The 16,126-nt window shown below is 68.8% G+C and carries 17 protein-coding genes; all 17 read left to right on the top strand.

Annotated elements, in window-relative coordinates:
• Nucleotides 1-17: 17 nt before the first annotated feature.
• The 17 genes from AC1D1Y_RS21270 (at nucleotide 18) to AC1D1Y_RS21190 (ending at nucleotide 15,954) form a co-directional block, all read left to right on the top strand.
• Complete coding sequence (locus tag AC1D1Y_RS21270) at nucleotides 18-281, top strand: acyl carrier protein (protein ID WP_477653090.1); 264 nt, start codon at nucleotides 18-20, stop codon at nucleotides 279-281.
• Nucleotides 274-843 carry a COG4648 family protein gene (locus tag AC1D1Y_RS21265; RefSeq protein WP_477684099.1) on the top strand — a complete coding sequence of 190 codons (570 nt, stop codon included), beginning with the start codon at nucleotides 274-276 and terminating at the stop codon, nucleotides 841-843. Before AC1D1Y_RS21270 ends, AC1D1Y_RS21265 begins: the two co-directional genes overlap by 8 nt.
• A gap of 5 nt (nucleotides 844-848) precedes the next feature.
• Complete coding sequence (locus tag AC1D1Y_RS21260) at nucleotides 849-2,627, top strand: ApeI family dehydratase (protein WP_477684098.1); 1,779 nt, start codon at nucleotides 849-851, stop codon at nucleotides 2,625-2,627.
• Entirely contained in the window at nucleotides 2,620-3,360 is a 741-nt protein-coding gene (locus tag AC1D1Y_RS21255; RefSeq protein ID WP_477684097.1) for a glycosyltransferase family 2 protein, read from the top strand. Before AC1D1Y_RS21260 ends, AC1D1Y_RS21255 begins: the two co-directional genes overlap by 8 nt.
• Nucleotides 3,360-4,343, top strand: a complete 984-nt coding sequence (locus AC1D1Y_RS21250; RefSeq protein WP_477684096.1) for an LpxL/LpxP family acyltransferase — start codon at nucleotides 3,360-3,362, stop codon at nucleotides 4,341-4,343. Before AC1D1Y_RS21255 ends, AC1D1Y_RS21250 begins: the two co-directional genes overlap by 1 nt.
• On the top strand, nucleotides 4,333-5,877 hold the full coding sequence (locus AC1D1Y_RS21245) for an HAL/PAL/TAL family ammonia-lyase (RefSeq protein ID WP_477684095.1): 1,545 nt from the start codon (nucleotides 4,333-4,335) through the stop codon (nucleotides 5,875-5,877). Before AC1D1Y_RS21250 ends, AC1D1Y_RS21245 begins: the two co-directional genes overlap by 11 nt.
• Nucleotides 5,870-6,313: an acyl-CoA thioesterase gene (locus tag AC1D1Y_RS21240; RefSeq protein ID WP_477684094.1), complete on the top strand. Its 444-nt coding sequence runs from the start codon at nucleotides 5,870-5,872 to the stop codon at nucleotides 6,311-6,313. The genes AC1D1Y_RS21245 and AC1D1Y_RS21240 overlap by 8 nt, the downstream gene beginning before the upstream one ends.
• The gene (locus AC1D1Y_RS21235; protein WP_477684093.1) at nucleotides 6,310-6,939 is read left to right on the top strand and encodes a LolA family protein; all 630 of its coding nucleotides are present in this window, start codon (nucleotides 6,310-6,312) and stop codon (nucleotides 6,937-6,939) included. Before AC1D1Y_RS21240 ends, AC1D1Y_RS21235 begins: the two co-directional genes overlap by 4 nt.
• The gene (locus AC1D1Y_RS21230) at nucleotides 6,936-9,272 is read left to right on the top strand and encodes an MMPL family transporter (RefSeq protein ID WP_477684092.1); all 2,337 of its coding nucleotides are present in this window, start codon (nucleotides 6,936-6,938) and stop codon (nucleotides 9,270-9,272) included. The genes AC1D1Y_RS21235 and AC1D1Y_RS21230 overlap by 4 nt, the downstream gene beginning before the upstream one ends.
• Nucleotides 9,269-10,501 (top strand): NAD(P)/FAD-dependent oxidoreductase, encoded by a 1,233-nt coding sequence (locus AC1D1Y_RS21225; RefSeq protein ID WP_477684091.1) that lies wholly within the window; start codon nucleotides 9,269-9,271, stop codon nucleotides 10,499-10,501. Before AC1D1Y_RS21230 ends, AC1D1Y_RS21225 begins: the two co-directional genes overlap by 4 nt.
• A 14-nt stretch (nucleotides 10,502-10,515) precedes the next feature.
• Nucleotides 10,516-11,052: a DUF3261 domain-containing protein gene (locus AC1D1Y_RS21220; protein ID WP_477684090.1), complete on the top strand. Its 537-nt coding sequence runs from the start codon at nucleotides 10,516-10,518 to the stop codon at nucleotides 11,050-11,052.
• Complete coding sequence (locus AC1D1Y_RS21215; protein ID WP_477684089.1) at nucleotides 11,049-12,233, top strand: beta-ketoacyl-ACP synthase; 1,185 nt, start codon at nucleotides 11,049-11,051, stop codon at nucleotides 12,231-12,233. Before AC1D1Y_RS21220 ends, AC1D1Y_RS21215 begins: the two co-directional genes overlap by 4 nt.
• 9 nt (nucleotides 12,234-12,242) lie before the next feature.
• A complete protein-coding gene (locus AC1D1Y_RS21210; RefSeq protein ID WP_477684088.1) occupies nucleotides 12,243-12,707 on the top strand; it encodes a hotdog family protein in 465 nt (154 codons plus the stop codon).
• On the top strand, nucleotides 12,704-13,432 hold the full coding sequence (fabG, locus tag AC1D1Y_RS21205; protein WP_477653077.1) for a 3-oxoacyl-ACP reductase FabG: 729 nt from the start codon (nucleotides 12,704-12,706) through the stop codon (nucleotides 13,430-13,432). Before AC1D1Y_RS21210 ends, fabG begins: the two co-directional genes overlap by 4 nt.
• Nucleotides 13,429-14,658 carry a beta-ketoacyl-ACP synthase gene (locus AC1D1Y_RS21200; RefSeq protein ID WP_477684087.1) on the top strand — a complete coding sequence of 410 codons (1,230 nt, stop codon included), beginning with the start codon at nucleotides 13,429-13,431 and terminating at the stop codon, nucleotides 14,656-14,658. The genes fabG and AC1D1Y_RS21200 overlap by 4 nt, the downstream gene beginning before the upstream one ends.
• A 138-nt stretch (nucleotides 14,659-14,796) precedes the next feature.
• Entirely contained in the window at nucleotides 14,797-15,216 is a 420-nt protein-coding gene (locus AC1D1Y_RS21195) for a hypothetical protein (RefSeq protein ID WP_477684086.1), read from the top strand.
• 24 nt (nucleotides 15,217-15,240) lie between these two features.
• Entirely contained in the window at nucleotides 15,241-15,954 is a 714-nt protein-coding gene (locus AC1D1Y_RS21190) for a 4'-phosphopantetheinyl transferase family protein (RefSeq protein ID WP_477684085.1), read from the top strand.
• The last annotated feature ends 172 nt before the right edge of the window (nucleotides 15,955-16,126 follow it).

The raw sequence follows: 16,126 nt of genomic DNA, 5'->3' as shown, positions 1-16,126 counted from the left end.
TTCGCAAGGACGCCATCATGACCAAAAACGAAATATTCCAGCGCATCGTGACCATTCTTGTGGAAACCTTCGGCATCGAAGCCGAGCGCATCGTGCCCGAAGCCCGCCTGCGCGACGACCTGGACATCGACAGCATTGACGCGGTCGACCTCATGGTGCAGCTCAAGCCGCTGGTGGGGCAAAGGCTGCAGCCCGAAGCCTTCAAGACGGTGCGCACCGTGAGCGACGTCGTCGACGCCCTGCACAAGCTGACGGCGGGGCACGAGGCGGCTGATGCCTAAACATGTCGCCGGCGTGCTGCTGGCGCTTGTCACGCTGGCCTATCCGCTGATTGTTTACCTCAGCCTGGGCCGGCTCGAACCGCGCTGGCTGGCCTTGCTGCTGCTGGGCCTGGCGCTGGCGCGCCTGGTGGTAAGCCGCACGGCGGTCACCTGGGGTTTTGCCGCCGGCGCCCTGCTGCTGGCCGTCTTCAGCTGGGCCGGCAATGCGTGGATGCCGCTCAAGCTCTACCCGGTGGTCGTCAGCGCCGTGCTGCTCGCGCTGTTTGCCGCCAGCCTGGCCTATCCGCCCAGCGCCATAGAACGTTTCGCGCGCCTGCGCGAACCCGAGCTGCCGCCTGAAGCCGTGGCCTACACGCGGCGCGTGACGCAGGTGTGGTGCCTGTTCTTCATCTTCAACGGCGCCATGGCTTTCGCCACGGCGCTATGGGCCAGCGATGCGGCCTGGACGCTGTACAACGGCCTGGTCTCTTACTGCCTCATCGGCGTGCTGATGGCCGCCGAGTGGCTGGTTCGCCGCCGCGTGCGCGCCCGCATCGCCGCGGCGAACAGCGCGCAGGGCTGACAGGCATGGCCGACTGGTGGTCCCTGAGCGAGCTCGCCTGCCGCACGCCGGATGCGCGGCGCCGGGTGGCGCTGCGCGCCGACGGCGGGCATCTGTCGCATGCCGACCTGCTCCAAAGGGTGGCGTGCTGGCAAAGCGTGTTCGCCGCGCGGCCCGAGTCCCATTGCGCCATTTACTTCAACGATCCCTTTGAGTTCGCGGCGGCGCTGCTGGCCGTCTGGCACCTGGGCAAAACCGCAGTGCTGCCCGGCGACGACCGGCCCGACACGCTCAGCACCCTGCTGGAGGCCGGCTACCTGCTGGCCGGCGACCTGCCGGGCGCGCTGCAGGCCGGCACTGAATCCCAAGCACCGGCGACGGCCCGCCAGCCCCTGGACCTCTCCACCGCGCGCCTGCGGCTTTACACCTCGGGATCGCAAGGCCGTCCCGAAGCCATCGACAAACGCCTGGACCAGCTGGCGTCCGAGGTCGGCGCACTCGAAGAAGCCTTGGGGCAGCGGCTGGACGACGGCGCGCCCACGGTGTGGGCGACGGTGTCGCACCAGCACATCTACGGCCTGCTGTTCCTGGTGCTGTGGCCGCTGGCCGCCGGCCGGCCCTTCGGCTTGCGCAGGCTGCTGTATCCCGAAGACCTGGCCGCCTGCCTGGGCGCCCAGGCGTCCATCCTGGTGTCTACCCCGGCCCACCTCAAGCGCCTGGCCGAGCCGCCGGACTGGCAACTGGCCCGGCAGCAACTGCGCGCCGTCTTTTCCTCGGGTGGGCCCCTGCCCTTTGAGGTCTCCCAGTCCGCCGCCGTGATCCTGGGCCGCGCGCCCATCGAGGTCTTCGGCAGCTCGGAAACCGGCGGCATCGCCTGGCGCCAGAGCACCGCCGCGGACCAACCCTGGCAGCCGTTTGCCGACGTGCAGTGGCGCCTCGACGGCGAGTGCCTGGCCGTGCAGTCGCCGCGCCTGCCCGACACCGCGTGGTGGACCACCAGCGACCGTGCCGCGCCGGCCGGCGACGGCAGCTTCCGCCTGCTGGGCCGTGTCGACCGCATCGCCAAGATCGAGGAAAAACGCGTCTCGCTCAGCGCAGTCGAGCAGTTGCTGCTGAAGACGCCCTGGGTGCAGGAAGCCAGAGCGCTGGTGGTCGATACCGCCGTGGGCGTCCGCGTGGGCGTGGTGGCGGTGCTTACGCCGGCGGGTCGCGAGCAGGATAGCCTGGGCCGGCGCGCCCTGCTCGAGTCGCTGCGCGAGGCTTTGTCCAGCGGCGTGGAGGCCCTGGCCATCCCGAGGCGCTGGCGCTTTGTAGAGGCCCTGCCGGTCAATGCACAGGGCAAGTCGCCGGAAGCCTTGCTCGCGGCACTCTTCACACCGCAAGCGCCCGCGGCGCGCCCCGAAATGCCGGCCGTGCAATGGCTGGAGCGCGGCGACACCGATGCGCTGGCCACGCTGGACATCCACGCGGGCCTCACGGTGTTCGACGGCCATTTCGAGGTCGCACCAATCTTGCCGGGCGTCGCGCAGCTGGACTGGGCGCTGTCGCTGGGGCGCGAATGTTTCGCCCTGCCGCAACACTTCGTGCGCCTGGAAGCCCTCAAGTTCGTGCGGCCGGTGCAGCCCGGCACGGCCCTGTACATGGCCTTGCAGTTCAAGCCCCGGCTGGCCGACGCGAGCCTGTGCAGCCTGAGCTTTCGCCTGTATTCGCATGAGGGCGCGGACGCTTCCGGCGCCTCCACACCGAACGAACACGCCAGCGGACGCGCGGTCTGGTCCTATCAAACCGGGGCCGACGATGCATAAAGCCGTCGCGATCATCCCCTGCTACAACCACCCGCAAACCATAGGCACCATGGTGGCCGCGGTGCGCGCCCACGGCCTTGAGGTGGTGGTGGTCGATGACGGCAGCGACGCGGCCTGCGCCAAGGTGCTGGATGAACTCGCCGCGCTGCACGGCGCCGGCATGGTGCTGCTGAGGCTGGACCACAACCAGGGCAAGGGCGGCGCGATGATGGCCGGCCTGCGGCATGCGCAGTCGCTTGGCTACACCCATGCGCTGCAGATCGACGCCGACGGCCAGCATGAAGCGGCCGACATTCCCCGATTTCTCGCAGCCTCGGCAAGCCACTCCGATGCCGTGGTCTGCGGCGTTCCCATTTATGACGAGTCCGTTCCCAAGGCCAGGCTGTATGGGCGCTACGCGACCCACGTCTGGGTCTGGATCAACACCCTGTCGCTGGACATCGCCGATTCCATGTGCGGCTTTCGTGTCTACCCGCTGGTGCCCGTCGTGAAGCTGTTCAACCAGGCCCGCCTGGGCCGGCGCATGGACTTCGACTCCGAACTGCTGGTGCGCCTGCACTGGCGCGGCGTGCGCATCGTCAACCTGCCGACGCGGGTGCGCTACCCGGCCGACGGCGTGTCGCACTTCCAGCTGGTGCGCGACAACCTGCTGATCTCCGGCATGCATGCGCGCATGCTGGCCGGCATGCTGCTGCGCCTGCCGCTCTTGGTGTGGCGCAAGGTCACTTCGTGATGCAGCCCTCCATCGCCCCCACCGCCGCGCCGCACTGGGCCAGCCTGGGCGAACACACCTTTGTCGCCGGCGTGCGCTTGCTGTTCTGGGTCTACCGCGTGCTGGGACGCCTGCCCTTTCGCGTGTGCCTGTACCCGGTGGTGGCGTATTACTGGGCGACGCGTGGAGATGCGCGGCGCGCCTCGCTGGACTACCTGCAAAAAATCGAGGCGGCCACCGGCAGCCTGGGCCATGCGCCCGTGTGGCGCGACACCCTGCGGCATTTCCTGGCCTTTGCCGATGCCATCCTTGACAAGCTGCTGGCCGTGAGCGGCGGCATCACGCAGGCCAGCCTTCGCACGGAAGGTGAGCAGGGCCTGCTGGCCCTGGCCGCCCAGGGCCGGGGCGCGGTGATCGTCACCGGCCACATCGGCTGCATGGAGCTGTGCCGCATCAGCGCCGAACGGCATCGCGGCGTGCGGCTCAACGTGCTGGTGCACACGCGGCACGCGGAACGCTTCAACCGCATCCTGCAGCAGCTGCACCCCGACAGCGAAGTGCGTTTCATCCAGGTCACCGAAGTCAACCCGGCCACCGCCATGCTGCTGGCCGACAAGGTGGCACAGGGCGAGTTCGTCGCCATCGCCGGCGACCGCGTGCCGGTGCGCCAGAGTATGGCCGTGCCGGCCCGCTTCCTGGGCCACGAGGCGCAATGGCCGGTCGGCCCCTACGTGCTGGCCGCGCTGCTCAAGTGCCCGCTGTATGCCATGGCCTGCGTGCGCGAAAGCAGCGGCTACGTGCTGCGCGTGCATTGCCTGGCCGAGCAGGTGGCGCTGCCCCGCAATGCCCGCCGCGAGGCGCTGGCCGCCCATGCGCAGCAATTCGCCGGCTGGCTTGAAGGGCTGTTGGCGCGTGCACCGTTGGCCTGGTTCAATTTTTTCCCCTTCTGGGCGCAGGCCATCCCGCCGCGCACCGCACAACCTGATCGCGACCATGACCGTTGAACATTTGAACCCCGTGATTTTTGATGGCCGGCGCCTGGACGTGGAAGACGTTGTCGCGCTGTCGACGCGCGCGCGCCCCGCGGCGTTGGGCCAGGCCCCGGCTTTTCGCGAGCGCATCGCGCGCGGCGCGGCTTTCCTGGACCGGCTGCTGCGCGAGGACGGCGTCGTCTACGGCGTGACCACCGGCTACGGCGATTCCTGCACCGTCAGCATCCCGCCCGAGCTGGTGGCCGAACTGCCGCACCATCTTTACACCTTCCACGGCATAGGCGCTGGGCGCTGGCTGACGCCCGAAGAAACCCGTGCCGTGCTGGCCGCGCGACTGGTCTCGCTGTGCCAGGGCGTGTCGGGTGTGAGCTGGGAACTGCTGGTGCAACTCGAGCAGCTGCTGGTGCACGACCTGCTGCCGCTGATTCCAGCCGAGGGCTCGGTGGGCGCCAGCGGCGACCTGACGCCGCTCTCCTATGTGGCCGCGGTGCTGTGTGGCGAGCGCGAAGTGCTGTTCGAAGGCCGGCGCCAGCCTGCCGCCGAGGCGCTGGCCCGCATCGGCCTGAAACCCCTGCGCCTGCGGCCCAAGGAGGCGCTGGCGCTGATGAACGGCACCTCAGTCATGACCGGGCTGGCCTGCCTGGCCTGGGAACGCGCCGACGGCGTGGCTCGCCTGGCCACGCGGCTCACCGCTTGCAACGTCTGGGCCAGCGACGGCAACGCCCACCATTTCGACGAAACGCTTTTTTCGCTGAAACCGCACCCGGGGCCGCAATTGGTGGCGCGCCGCCTGCGTGAAGATTTGCTGTCCGACCGGCCGGCCCGCAACGAAAGCCGCTTGCAGGACCGCTATTCGCTGCGCTGCGCGCCGCACGTCATCGGCGTGCTCGAAGACGCGATGCCCTGGCTGCGCCAGCTGATCGAGAACGAGCTCAACAGCGCCAACGACAACCCGCTGATAGAACCCGACGAGGAGCGCGTGCTGCACGGCGGGCATTTTTACGGCGGCCACATCGCGCTGGCCATGGACACGCTCAAGAACGTGGTCGCCAACGTGGCCGACCTGCTGGACCGCCAGCTCGCGCTGCTGGTGGACACGCGTTTCAACCACGGCCTGCCGGCCAACCTGTCGGCGGCCACCGGGCCGCGAGCGGCCATCAACCACGGCCTGAAGGCGCTGCAGATCAGCGTCTCGGCCTGGACCGCCGAGGCGCTCAAGCAGACCATGCCGGCCTCGGTGTTCTCGCGCTCGACCGAATGCCACAACCAGGACAAGGTCAGCATGGGCACCATCGCGGCGCGCGACGCGCTGCGTGTGCTGGAGCTGACCGAGCAGGTGGTGGCCGCCCTGCTGATCGCCGCAAGGCAGGCGCTGGCGCTGCGCCTGCCTTTGAGCAAGCTGCCGCTGCCCGCGCCGCTGGCCGGCTTCCTGGAACGGCTGTCCAAGGAGATCGCGCTGGTCGAGGAAGACCGCGCGCTGGACGCCGACCTGCAGCGCCTGCTGGCCGGCATGCGCTCGGGGCAATGGAGTCTTTACCATGGCTGAAACGTCCGCACCCGCCCCCGACCTCAGCCACGAGATCGAACTGAGCCCGGCCTTCCATGACCTGGACCCGATGAACATCGTCTGGCACGGCAACTACGTCAAGTACCTGGAGCTGGCACGCAACGCGCTGATGGCCAAGTTCAATTACGACTACCCGCAGATGCACGAGTCCGGCTACGCCTGGCCCATCGTCGACCTGCGCGTGAAGTACGTCGGCTCGGTGCGCTACGGCCAGCGCATACGCATACGCGCACGCATCGTCGAATGGGAGAACCGGCTCAAGATCGAGTACCTGATCTTGTGCGCCGAAACCAACGCGCGGCTCAACAAGGCCAGCACCATCCAGGTAGCGCTGGACATCAGCACGCTTGAAATGTGCTGGGTCTGCCCGCCGGTGTTATGGGAACGCCTGGGCGTGAAAGGGCCTGGAGCATGATGCAGCGCCGCGCCTTCCTCAAGCTGCTGCCGGCCGGCCTGACAGTCGTTGGCGCTGGCGCATACGCCCAAAACGCGCCCGAGTTGCTGGCCGAGATCGGCCGGCGCCTGGAAAACCCCGCCGTGCTGCGCGGCGAGTTCGAACAGACCAAGACCATCAAGGGTTTCAAGCGCCCGCTGGTGTCCAAGGGCACATTTGTCATGGCGGCGGGCAAGGGCGTGTTGTGGGTCACGGCCCAGCCTTTCGCGTCGACCGTAGTCGTCACGCGCGAACGCCTGCTGACGCTGGGCGAAAGCGGCGCCAGCCGCCAGATCGACACGCGCCAGGAGCCGGGCCTGAAAGCCGTCAATGAAATGCTGATGGCATTGCTGGCCGGCGACGTCAAGGCTTTGGCCGAGCGCTTCCAGGCCGAAGGCGCGCTGCAGGGCGCGCAGGGCTGGCGCCTGGCACTCAAGCCGCGCGACGCCAACCTGGCCGGTTTCATCACGCGCATAGAACTCGAAGGCCATCGCCACGTCGACAGCGTGAACCTGTACGAGGCTTCGGGCGACGCCAGCCGCATCCGCTTTTTTAACCACGCGGCATCCAGCCTGAGCCCGGCCGAAGCCGGGCGCTTCGGCCCATGAGGTTTTCCTCGCGCCTGGGCACTCCGCAGTGGCTGGCCCTGGCTTGGCTGCTGGTCGTGGCCGCCATAGGCTGGCACCAGTGGCAGTTCTGGCAAGCGCCCCGGCTGGACACCGACGTCTTCGCGCTGCTGCCCCAGGATGACAAAGCCCCAGTCGCGCAGCGCGCCATGCGCCAGCTCGGCGAGCAGGGCGAGCGCCGCGTCGTGGTCATGCTGGGCGCGCCCGACTGGCGCGGCGCGCAGGATGCGGCCGCGCGCTTTGATGCTTCCGTGGCGGCCGCGCATGCGGGCCTGCGCCGTGCGGGCGATGGCAGCGTGGCCACGCAGTCGCTGGATTTTTACCGTCCCTGGCGCGATGCGCTGCTCACCGACGGCCAGCGCGCGGAGCTGCGCAAGCCGGACACTTCCACACTGGCCGCGCAGGCGCTGGAGCGACTGCACGGCCTGAACACCGGCCAGCCGACCGCCTGGCTGGCCGACCCGCTGGGCCTGTGGACCGCCTGGTGGTCGCAGCGTGCGGGCCTCACGGCGGCCCGGCCGCGCGACGGCCTGCTGTGGGTGGCCGACCCCGATGGCAAACGCGACTGGGCGGTGCTGCTGTATGAAACCGAGGGCTCGGCCTTTCGCCTCGACGGCGAGCGCCGCTGGGGCGATGCGCTGGACGCGGCCGGCCGGGCGGCGGCCGAAGCCGGCCCGATCACCCTGCTGCGCGCGGGCGTGCCCCTGCATGCCGAAGCCGGCGCGGCCCAGGGCAACCGCGAGATGAACACCATAGGCTGGGGTTCGCTGGCGGCCGTCATCGCGCTGGTGTGGTGGGCCTTTCGCGCGCTGCGGCCCGTGGCGCTGATCGCGGTATCGCTGCTGGTGGGCTGCGCCGCGGCGCTGTCCGTCACGGTGTGGGTGTTCGGCCAGGTGCATTTGCTGACGCTGGTGTTCGGCGCCAGCCTGGTCGGTGTGGCCGAAGACTTCGGCATCCACTATTTCACCTCGCGGCTGGCTTCCCCCGGCACCGCGCGCTGGCCGCTGATGAAACACCTGCTGCCCGGGCTGGCGCTGGCGCTGCTGACCAGCGTGCTCGGCTACCTGGTGCTGGCCGTCGTGCCTTTTCCGGGCCTGCGGCAGATGGCGGTGTTCTCGTCCGTGGGGCTGGTCGCCGCCTTCCTCACCGCCGTGTGCTGGTTTCCCGCGCTGGACCGCGGCACGCTGCGCGGCAGCCGCATGGCCGGCGCCGTGGCCGCCAACCTGGCGCGCTGGCCCGCGCTCAAGGGGCGCCGGCTGTGGGCCCTGCTGGTGCTCTTTACCCTGCTGTGCGCCTGGGGCGTCTCTCGCCTGCAAGCCAACGACGACCTGCGCCAGCTGCAGTCCTCGCCGCCGGAGCTGATCAAGGACCAGATCGAGGTCAGCCGCCTGCTGCAGATACCAAGCCCGGCGCAGTTCTTTGTGGTGCGCGGCCCCACGCCCGAGGGCGTGCTGCAGCGCGAAGAAGCGCTCAAAGACAAACTACGCAGCGACCCGGCCAAGGCCGGCAAGCCTGCGCTCAGCGCCGTCTCCGACTGGGTGCCGTCCGCCGCGCGGCAGGCCGACAACCGCCGCCTGAGCACCGAGGCCGAGCAGCAGGTGCTGCGCAAGGTCAGCCAGGCACTGGGCGAAGACCTGCAACGCCCGGCCTTCAACCCCGCGCCGCTGGAACTGCAGGCCTGGCTGGCCAGCCCCGCTTCGGCCGCGGCGCGCGCCCAATGGCTGGGGCAGGTCGACGGGGCTTATGCCAGCGCCGTGCTGATACGCGGCCTGGCCAACCGCGCCCAGGCCGAAGCGCTGCATGCGCTCGGCGAACAGGTCGAAGGCGTGCACTGGGTGGACCGGGCCGGCGACATGTCGGGCTTGCTGGGGCGCTTTCGCGTCACCATGGGCTGGCTGCTGCTGGTGGGGCATGTGGTGGTATGGTCAGCCATGGCCCTGCGCTTCGGGCGCTCAGCCTGGCGCGCCTGGCTGCCGACCGCGCTGGCTTCGCTGGGGTGCCTGGCCGCGCTGGGCTGGCTGGGCGAGCCTTTCCAGCTCTTCAATTTGCTGGCGCTGATGCTCTTGCTGGGCATGGGCGTCGATTACGGGATTTTCCTGCTTGAGCACCAGGGCGAGGACCAGGGCCACGCCTGGCTGGCCGTGCTGCTGGGCGCGCTCAGCACCGGCCTGTCTTTCGGCCTGCTGGCCTTGTCCGCGACGCCGGCCTTGCATGCCTTCGGGCTGACCTTGCTGATAGGGCTGGCACTGGTGTGCCTGCTCGCGCCCCTTTTTCGCTTACACAAGCCCCATTACCCCAACCCAAGGCAGGCATGACACAAGAACACACAGACATCCTGATCATCGGGGCCGGCCCGGCGGGCGCCGTGGCCGCGGGCTTGCTGCGGCAGCAGGGGCGGCAGGTATTGATCCTTGAGCGCGAACAGTTCCCGCGCTTTTCCATCGGCGAAAGCCTGCTGCCGCAAAGCATGGAATACATCGAGGCCGCCGGCATGCTGCGGGCCGTCGTCGAGGCCGGCTTCCAGTACAAGAACGGCGCGGCTTTTGCCTGCGGCGAGCAGCACACCGAGTTCGACTTCCGCGACAAATTTTCGCAAGGCTGGGGCACCACCTACCAGGTGCAACGCGCCCGCTTCGACGAAGTGCTGGCGAACGAAGCGGCCCGCCTGGGCGCCGAAGTCCGCTACCGCCACGAAGTGCTGGCAGTGGACGTGGCCGGCGAGCGGCCCAGCGTGCAGGTGCGTGATGCAGACGGCCGTACCTATGGCGTGACCGCCAACTTCCTGCTGGACGCCAGCGGCTTCGGCCGCGTGCTGCCCCGGCTGCTGGGCCTGGAATACCCGTCGGGCTTTCCCACGCGCGGTGCCATCTTCACCCACGTGCAGGACAACGTACCGGCCGGTGCGGGTTTTGACCGGCAAAAAATCCTGGTCACCGTGCACCCCGAGCATTGCGACGTCTGGTACTGGACCATCCCGTTTTCCGACGGCCGTTGCTCCCAGGGCGTCGTCGCGCGCACCGAATTCCTCGCGCAGTACACAGGCAGCGACACCGAGCGCCTGCAGGCCCTCGTGAGTGAAGCGCCCGGCCTGCGCACCCTGTTCGCGAATGCGGTGTGGGACACCCCGGCGCGCAGCATCACGGGCTACTCGGCCAACGTCAAGTCGCTGTGGGGCAAGAACTACGCCCTGCTCGGCAACGCAGGCGAATTCCTGGACCCGGTGTTTTCCAGCGGCGTGACCATCGCCTTCAAGTCGGCCAGCCTCGCGGCCGCCTGCCTGAAGCGCCAGGCGGAGGGCGAACCTGTCGACTGGGAAAGCGACTACGCGCGCCCGCTGAAGGCCGGCGTCGACACCTTCCGGGTGTTCGTCGAGTCCTGGTATGCCGGCGGCTTCCAGAAAGTCATCTTCCATGAAAACGCCAGCCCCGAGATACGCCGCATGATCTCGTCCATCCTGGCGGGCTATGCCTGGGATACCGGCAACCCTTACGTCGCCGAGTCCAAGCGTCGGCTGGCCGTGCTGGAGGAATTGTGTTCGGCCTGAAGCTCCTTGCCGCCGTGTTCGCCGCCGTAACCGTGCTGGCGGGCTGTGCGTCTTCGCCGTCCTCGCCATCGGCCGCCACGCCGCTGCTGCGGCTGGCCCCGGCATCGCTGGGCCGCGAACTCGCGGTGGTGCAGCAGCTCGACATCCTGGCCGCGGGCCAGTCGCGCTCACTGGACGTGGCGCTCGAAGTTGACGCGCAGTCGGTGCGCATGGCTTTCCTGCAGCTGGGACAGACCGTCGCGCGGCTTGAATGGGACGGCCGGCAGCTGGAACAAAGCCTGGCGCCGGGCTGGCCCAAGGTGGTCAGCGCCGAGCGCGTGCTCAGCGACCTGCAACTGGTCTGGTGGCCGGCCGAGGCCGTGCGCGCGGGACTGGCGCCAGGCTGGCAGCTGGCCGAGTCGCCGCAAACACGCGAGCTGAGCCATGAGGGCCGTGTGCGGGTGTCGGTGCGCAAGCTGGCGGCCGAGCACGTCGAGCTGGTCCAGCACGCCGAAGGCTATACCGTGCAGATCCATACCCGCGGCGCATCGCCGGTTTTTTCATCGCCATGAGCACGATCTACCTCCACCCTCCCGGCCTGGTCTGCGCACTGGGCCACGGCATACCGCAGGTGCGCGAAGCGCTATGGAATGCGGCCGGCCCCGGCGGGCTGGTGCAGACCGAGCGCTACTCGCCGGGACGCAGCCTGCCGCTGGGCGAGGTCCAGGCGGCCCTGCCCAGCCTGGACCATGCCGCGCCGCAGTTCCGCGTGCGCAACAACGCCATCGCCCTGCTGGCGCTTGAGGGCATTCGCCCGGCCGTGGAGGCCGCGRTCAACCGCTTCGGCCCCTCGCGTGTCGCCGTCGTGGTCGGTACCAGCACCTCGGGCCTGGCCGAGGGCGAGGCCGCGCGCGCGCTGCATGAGCGCAGCGGCACCTGGCCCGCGGGCTTCAGCTATGCCCAGCAAGAGCTCGGCAACCTCGCCGACTTCCTGGCCGCCGAACTCGGCCTCACCGGCATCGCGCACGTCATCTCCACGGCCTGCTCGTCGGGCGCCAAGGCGCTGGCCAGCGGGGCGCGGCTGCTCAACGCCGGCATGGCCGACGCCGTGCTGGCCGGCGGCTGCGACGCGCTGGGCGCTTTCACGGTGGCCGGCTTCTCGGCGCTGGAGTCGGTGTCGGCCGCGCGCTGCAACCCGATGTCGCTGAACCGGCGCGGCATCAACCTGGGCGAAGGCGCGGCGCTGTTCCTGATGACGCGCGAAGAAGCGCCGGTGCGCCTGGCGGGCTGGGGCGAAAGCTCGGACGCCCACCACATGTCGGCGCCCGACCCGGCCGGCCGCGGCGCGATGCGCGCCATGCAGGCCACCCTTCAGCGCGCCGGTTTGCCGGCAAGCGCGGTGGACTACCTGAACCTTCACGGCACCGCGACGCCGCACAACGACATCATGGAAAGCCTGGCCGTGGCCGAGGTGCTGGGCAGCGGCGTGCCGGTCAGCTCCACCAAACCGCTGACCGGCCACACCCTGGCCGCCGCGGGCGCCGTCGAGGCGGCCTTCAGCTGGCTGACGCTGGTGGACAACCCGCAAGGCCGGCTGCCGCCGCACTGGTGGGACGGCGAGGTGGACCCCGCGCTGGCGCCGCTGCGCCTGGTGGCGCCCGGCGAAAGCCTGGGCCGCGCGCCGCGCCACGTCCTGAGCAACTCCTTCGCTTTCGGCGGCAGCAATGCCAGCGTCCTGCTGGGGAGCAGCTGAATGAGCGCGATGGACACATCCCTTGTGGTGGCGGACCTGGTACCGCACCGCGGCGCCATGAGCTGGCTGGACCGCATCCTCAGCGTCGACACCGAACGCGTGGTGGCCGAGGCCGACATAGCCGAGGACAGCCTTTTCCTGCGCGATGGGCAACTGGCCGCCTGGATAGGCATCGAGTACATGGCCCAGACCATCGCGGCCTGGGCGGGCCAGCGGGCGCGCCGCGAGGGACGCGCCGTCACGCTGGGCTTCCTGGTGGGGACCCGTCGCTATGATGTGTTTCGCCAGTCCTTCAAGGCGGGCGAGTGCCTGCGAATCGAGGCCGATTGCGAACTGATGGCCGACAACGGCCTGGGCATGTTCGCCTGCCGGATACTGGTGGGCGGCGAACTTGCGGCTTCGGCCAACCTGTCGGTGTTTGAGCCCCCCGAAGGCGGGGCGTTTATGGATAGCAAAAAGGGAGAGACATCATGAACCGCTGCGTGCTGGTCACGGGATCGAGCAGGGGCATAGGGCGGGCCGTGGCGCTGCGCCTGGCCAAAGACGGCTATGACGTGGCCGTGCATTGCCGCCAGCAGCGCGAGCAGGCCGAAGAGGTAGCCAATGCCATCCTGGAAATGGGCCGCGAGGCGCGCGTGCTGTGCTTCGACGTGACCGACCGCGCCCAGGCCTCCAGCATGCTGCTGGCCGACATCGAGGCCAACGGCGCCTATTACGGGGTGGTCTGCAATGCCGGCATCGCACGCGACAACGCCTTTCCCGCCATGAGCGGCGAGGACTGGGATACGGTCATCCATACCAACCTCGACGCCTTCTACAACGTGCTCAACCCCGTCGTCATGCCCATGGTGCGACGGCGCGCGCCCGGGCGCATCGTGACGCTGTCCTCGGTGTCCGGCCTGATGGGCAACCGGGGCCAAACCAACTACAGTGCAGCCAAGGCCGGCATCATAGGCGCCACCAAGGCGCTGGCAGTGGAGCTGGCCAAGCGCGAAATTACCGTGAACTGCGTGGCCCCGGGCCTGATAGATACCGACATGATTGAACCCCACGTGCTTGAGGAAGCCCTCCACATGATTCCCGCCCGCCGCATGGGCCGCCCCGAGGAAGTGGCGGCCGCCGTCTCCTTCCTGCTCTCGGCGGACGCCGCCTACATCACGCGCCAAGTGATCTCCGTCAACGGGGGGATGGTCGGATGAAACGCGTCGTCATCACCGGCGTGGGCGCGATCAGCCCGCTGGGCCACGACTGGCCCACCGTCCGCGCCCGCCTGCGCGAGGAGCGCAACGTGGTCCAGTACATCCGCGAATGGGACGAGTACGAGGGCCTGAACACGCGGCTGGGCACCCGCGCCGCGCCCTTCGAGCTGCCCGCGCGCTACAACCGCAAGGTCACGCGCAGCATGGGCCGGGTCGCCATCATGGCCACCCTGTCCGCGGAAACGGCATTGGCCGACGCGGGCCTGGCCGGCGACCCGCTGGTCACCAGCGGCAAGATGGGCATCTCCTATGGTTCCTCCATAGGTTCGCCCGCCGCCATGGGCGACTTCGGCAACATGATTTCGCGCAAGACCACCGAAGGCATCAACGCCAACACCTACATCCGCATGATGTCGCACTCGGCCGCCGTCAACATGGGCGTGTTCCTCGGCGTCACCGGGCGCATCATCCCGACCTCCAGCGCCTGCACCGCCGGCAGCCAGGGCCTGGGCTACGGCTTCGAGGCCATCCAGAGCGGCCGGCAGGTCGCCATGCTGGCCGGCGGCGCCGAGGAGCTCGACGCCACCGACGCCGCGGTCTTCGACACCCTGTTCGCCACCAGCACCAGCAACGACACGCCGCACTTAAGCCCGCGCCCCTTCGACGCCGAACGCGACGGCCTGGTGCTGGGCGAAGGCGCCTGCACGCTGGTGCTCGAAGAGCTGGAGCACGCTCAGGCACGCGGCGCAAAAATCCTGGCCGAGATCATCGGCTTCGGCACCAACAGCGACGGCACGCACGTGACCCAGCCGAACCCGCGCACCATGGCGCAGGCCATGCGCCTGGCCCTGGCCGGCGCCGGGCTGCCGCCCGAGGCCATCGGCTACATCAATGCCCACGGCACCGCCACCGAGCACGGCGACGTCGCCGAGAGCCAGGGCACGCACGAGGTCTTCGGCAGCCATACCCCCATCAGCTCGCTCAAAAGTTATATGGGCCACACCCTGGGCGCCTGCGGCGCGCTGGAAGCCTGGATGAGCGTCGAGATGATGCGCGACGGCTGGTTCGCGCCCACCATCAACCTGCGCAATGTGGACCCGCGCTGCGGCGAGCTCGACTACGTGCGCGAAGGCGGGCGCAGCCTGCAGACCGACATCGTCATGAGCAACAACTTCGCCTTCGGCGGGATCAACACCTCGCTGATCCTGCGGCGCTGGCCGGAGTGAGCATGCGCACCGGAATTTCACCGGCCGGACACGTCAAAATGTCCAGCTACCCACCATCACGAAGGCCCTGAGCCTGAATGAAAGCAGCCGGCCGGATAAGCCGGCACAGTCGTCAACCGAAGAGAGAGGGAACACACCATGAAATCGAAATTTTTTGCCGGCCTGGTTCTTGCCATGGCTTTTGCCGCCGGCCCCGCCAGCGCCCGCTGGCCCCTGCCCATCCTGAACCATCCCGACGTCCCGGTGGTCACCACCAGCGGCGCCGCACCCAGCGCGTCGCGCGTCAAGGAAGCCATCCTGGCCGGCGCCACCGCCAAGAACTGGACCATCGCCCAGCAGGCCGACGGCAACCTGCAGGCCACGCTGAAGACCGGCGGCGGCAAGCACACCGTCATGGTGCTGATCACCTACACGCCCGTGAAGTACACCTTGATGTACCAGGACAGCATCAACATGAACTACGGCCAGCGCAACGGCGAGCCCGTCATCCACCCCTTCTACAACACCTGGGTGAGCGAGCTCAAGGAATCCATCCGCGGCGAGATGCTCAAGCTCTGAGCGTTCACCGATCCAGGGCCAGCGATGAGCACGAACACGCCCGGCCTTGTGACCCATCTCAGGCTTGAAAGCGTGGCGGCCGTCCATGCCGGCCTGTCCGGCCTGGGCCTGGATTGGCTCAGCCAGGAGGAAGAAACCCGGCTGTCCGCCATGAGCGCGCTGCGCCGGCGCACCCAGTTCATCGCCGGGCGCTGGCTGGCCCGCCAGTGCCTGGCGGCCCAGGGCGGCGGCCGCTGGCAGGACTACGCCCTCTCGGCGCCCGACGATGGCGCGCCGCAACTGCTGGCCGCGCCGGTATCCGATCCCTGGTATTTCTCGCTAAGCCACAGCGGGGACTGGCTGGCCTGTGCGGTCTCGCACCAGCCCGTCGGCGTGGATGTGGAATGCAGCGACCGCGCGCGTGATTTCCCGGCGCTCAATGAATGGATGCATGAGCCCGAGGCGCTGCAGGACATGCCCGCCGACCCGCGGGAACAGCAAGCCTGGTTTTATGCGCAGTGGACGCTCAAGGAGGCCTGGCTCAAGCAGGTGACTTCAGCGAGTCCTGCGCCCGCATCACGGCCTTCCATGCGGTCGGCCCGGTTCGTGCCTTGCGGGGATGGCGACGATTGCACGGCCATGGTGGGACAAGGTGCGGCCTTTACCGTGGCGGTTTGCCCGGCGGCGCCCGGCACGTTGCGGTGGGAGGGGGGCGCTTTGGGGCAGGTTCGGTGGGATAACTGGAAATGTGCCGATTGAGGCGCTGAGGTGTTTTAGGGTCGGCTGGCCGGGGGTAGCCCGGCGGCTACTCACTTTTCTTTTGCTTCGCCAAAAGAAAAGTAAGCAAAAGAAAAGGCGACCCTGGTTGCTGCGTCCCTCCGCTTCGCTACGGGCAACCTGCGGTGCTCGGTCCAGACGGGGTCTCGCTAAA

Source organism: Polaromonas sp. P1_G1, from assembly GCF_056405595.1.
Note: the sequence above shows the minus strand (reverse complement) of the source record. Positions and strands in the feature narration are given on the sequence as shown.

What these genes read in the sequence shown, in the direction of transcription:
- AC1D1Y_RS21270 (WP_477653090.1), top strand. Translation starts at nt 18, where the DNA reads ATGACCAAAAACGAAATATTCCAGCGCATCGTGACCATTCTTGTGGAA.
- AC1D1Y_RS21265 (WP_477684099.1), top strand. Translation starts at nt 274, where the DNA reads ATGCCTAAACATGTCGCCGGCGTGCTGCTGGCGCTTGTCACGCTGGCC.
- AC1D1Y_RS21260 (WP_477684098.1), top strand. Translation starts at nt 849, where the DNA reads ATGGCCGACTGGTGGTCCCTGAGCGAGCTCGCCTGCCGCACGCCGGAT.
- AC1D1Y_RS21255 (WP_477684097.1), top strand. Translation starts at nt 2,620, where the DNA reads ATGCATAAAGCCGTCGCGATCATCCCCTGCTACAACCACCCGCAAACC.
- AC1D1Y_RS21250 (WP_477684096.1), top strand. Translation starts at nt 3,360, where the DNA reads ATGCAGCCCTCCATCGCCCCCACCGCCGCGCCGCACTGGGCCAGCCTG.
- AC1D1Y_RS21245 (WP_477684095.1), top strand. Translation starts at nt 4,333, where the DNA reads ATGACCGTTGAACATTTGAACCCCGTGATTTTTGATGGCCGGCGCCTG.
- AC1D1Y_RS21240 (WP_477684094.1), top strand. Translation starts at nt 5,870, where the DNA reads ATGGCTGAAACGTCCGCACCCGCCCCCGACCTCAGCCACGAGATCGAA.
- AC1D1Y_RS21235 (WP_477684093.1), top strand. Translation starts at nt 6,310, where the DNA reads ATGATGCAGCGCCGCGCCTTCCTCAAGCTGCTGCCGGCCGGCCTGACA.
- AC1D1Y_RS21230 (WP_477684092.1), top strand. Translation starts at nt 6,936, where the DNA reads ATGAGGTTTTCCTCGCGCCTGGGCACTCCGCAGTGGCTGGCCCTGGCT.
- AC1D1Y_RS21225 (WP_477684091.1), top strand. Translation starts at nt 9,269, where the DNA reads ATGACACAAGAACACACAGACATCCTGATCATCGGGGCCGGCCCGGCG.
- AC1D1Y_RS21210 (WP_477684088.1), top strand. Translation starts at nt 12,243, where the DNA reads ATGGACACATCCCTTGTGGTGGCGGACCTGGTACCGCACCGCGGCGCC.
- fabG (WP_477653077.1), top strand. Translation starts at nt 12,704, where the DNA reads ATGAACCGCTGCGTGCTGGTCACGGGATCGAGCAGGGGCATAGGGCGG.
- AC1D1Y_RS21200 (WP_477684087.1), top strand. Translation starts at nt 13,429, where the DNA reads ATGAAACGCGTCGTCATCACCGGCGTGGGCGCGATCAGCCCGCTGGGC.
- AC1D1Y_RS21195 (WP_477684086.1), top strand. Translation starts at nt 14,797, where the DNA reads ATGAAATCGAAATTTTTTGCCGGCCTGGTTCTTGCCATGGCTTTTGCC.
- AC1D1Y_RS21190 (WP_477684085.1), top strand. Translation starts at nt 15,241, where the DNA reads ATGAGCACGAACACGCCCGGCCTTGTGACCCATCTCAGGCTTGAAAGC.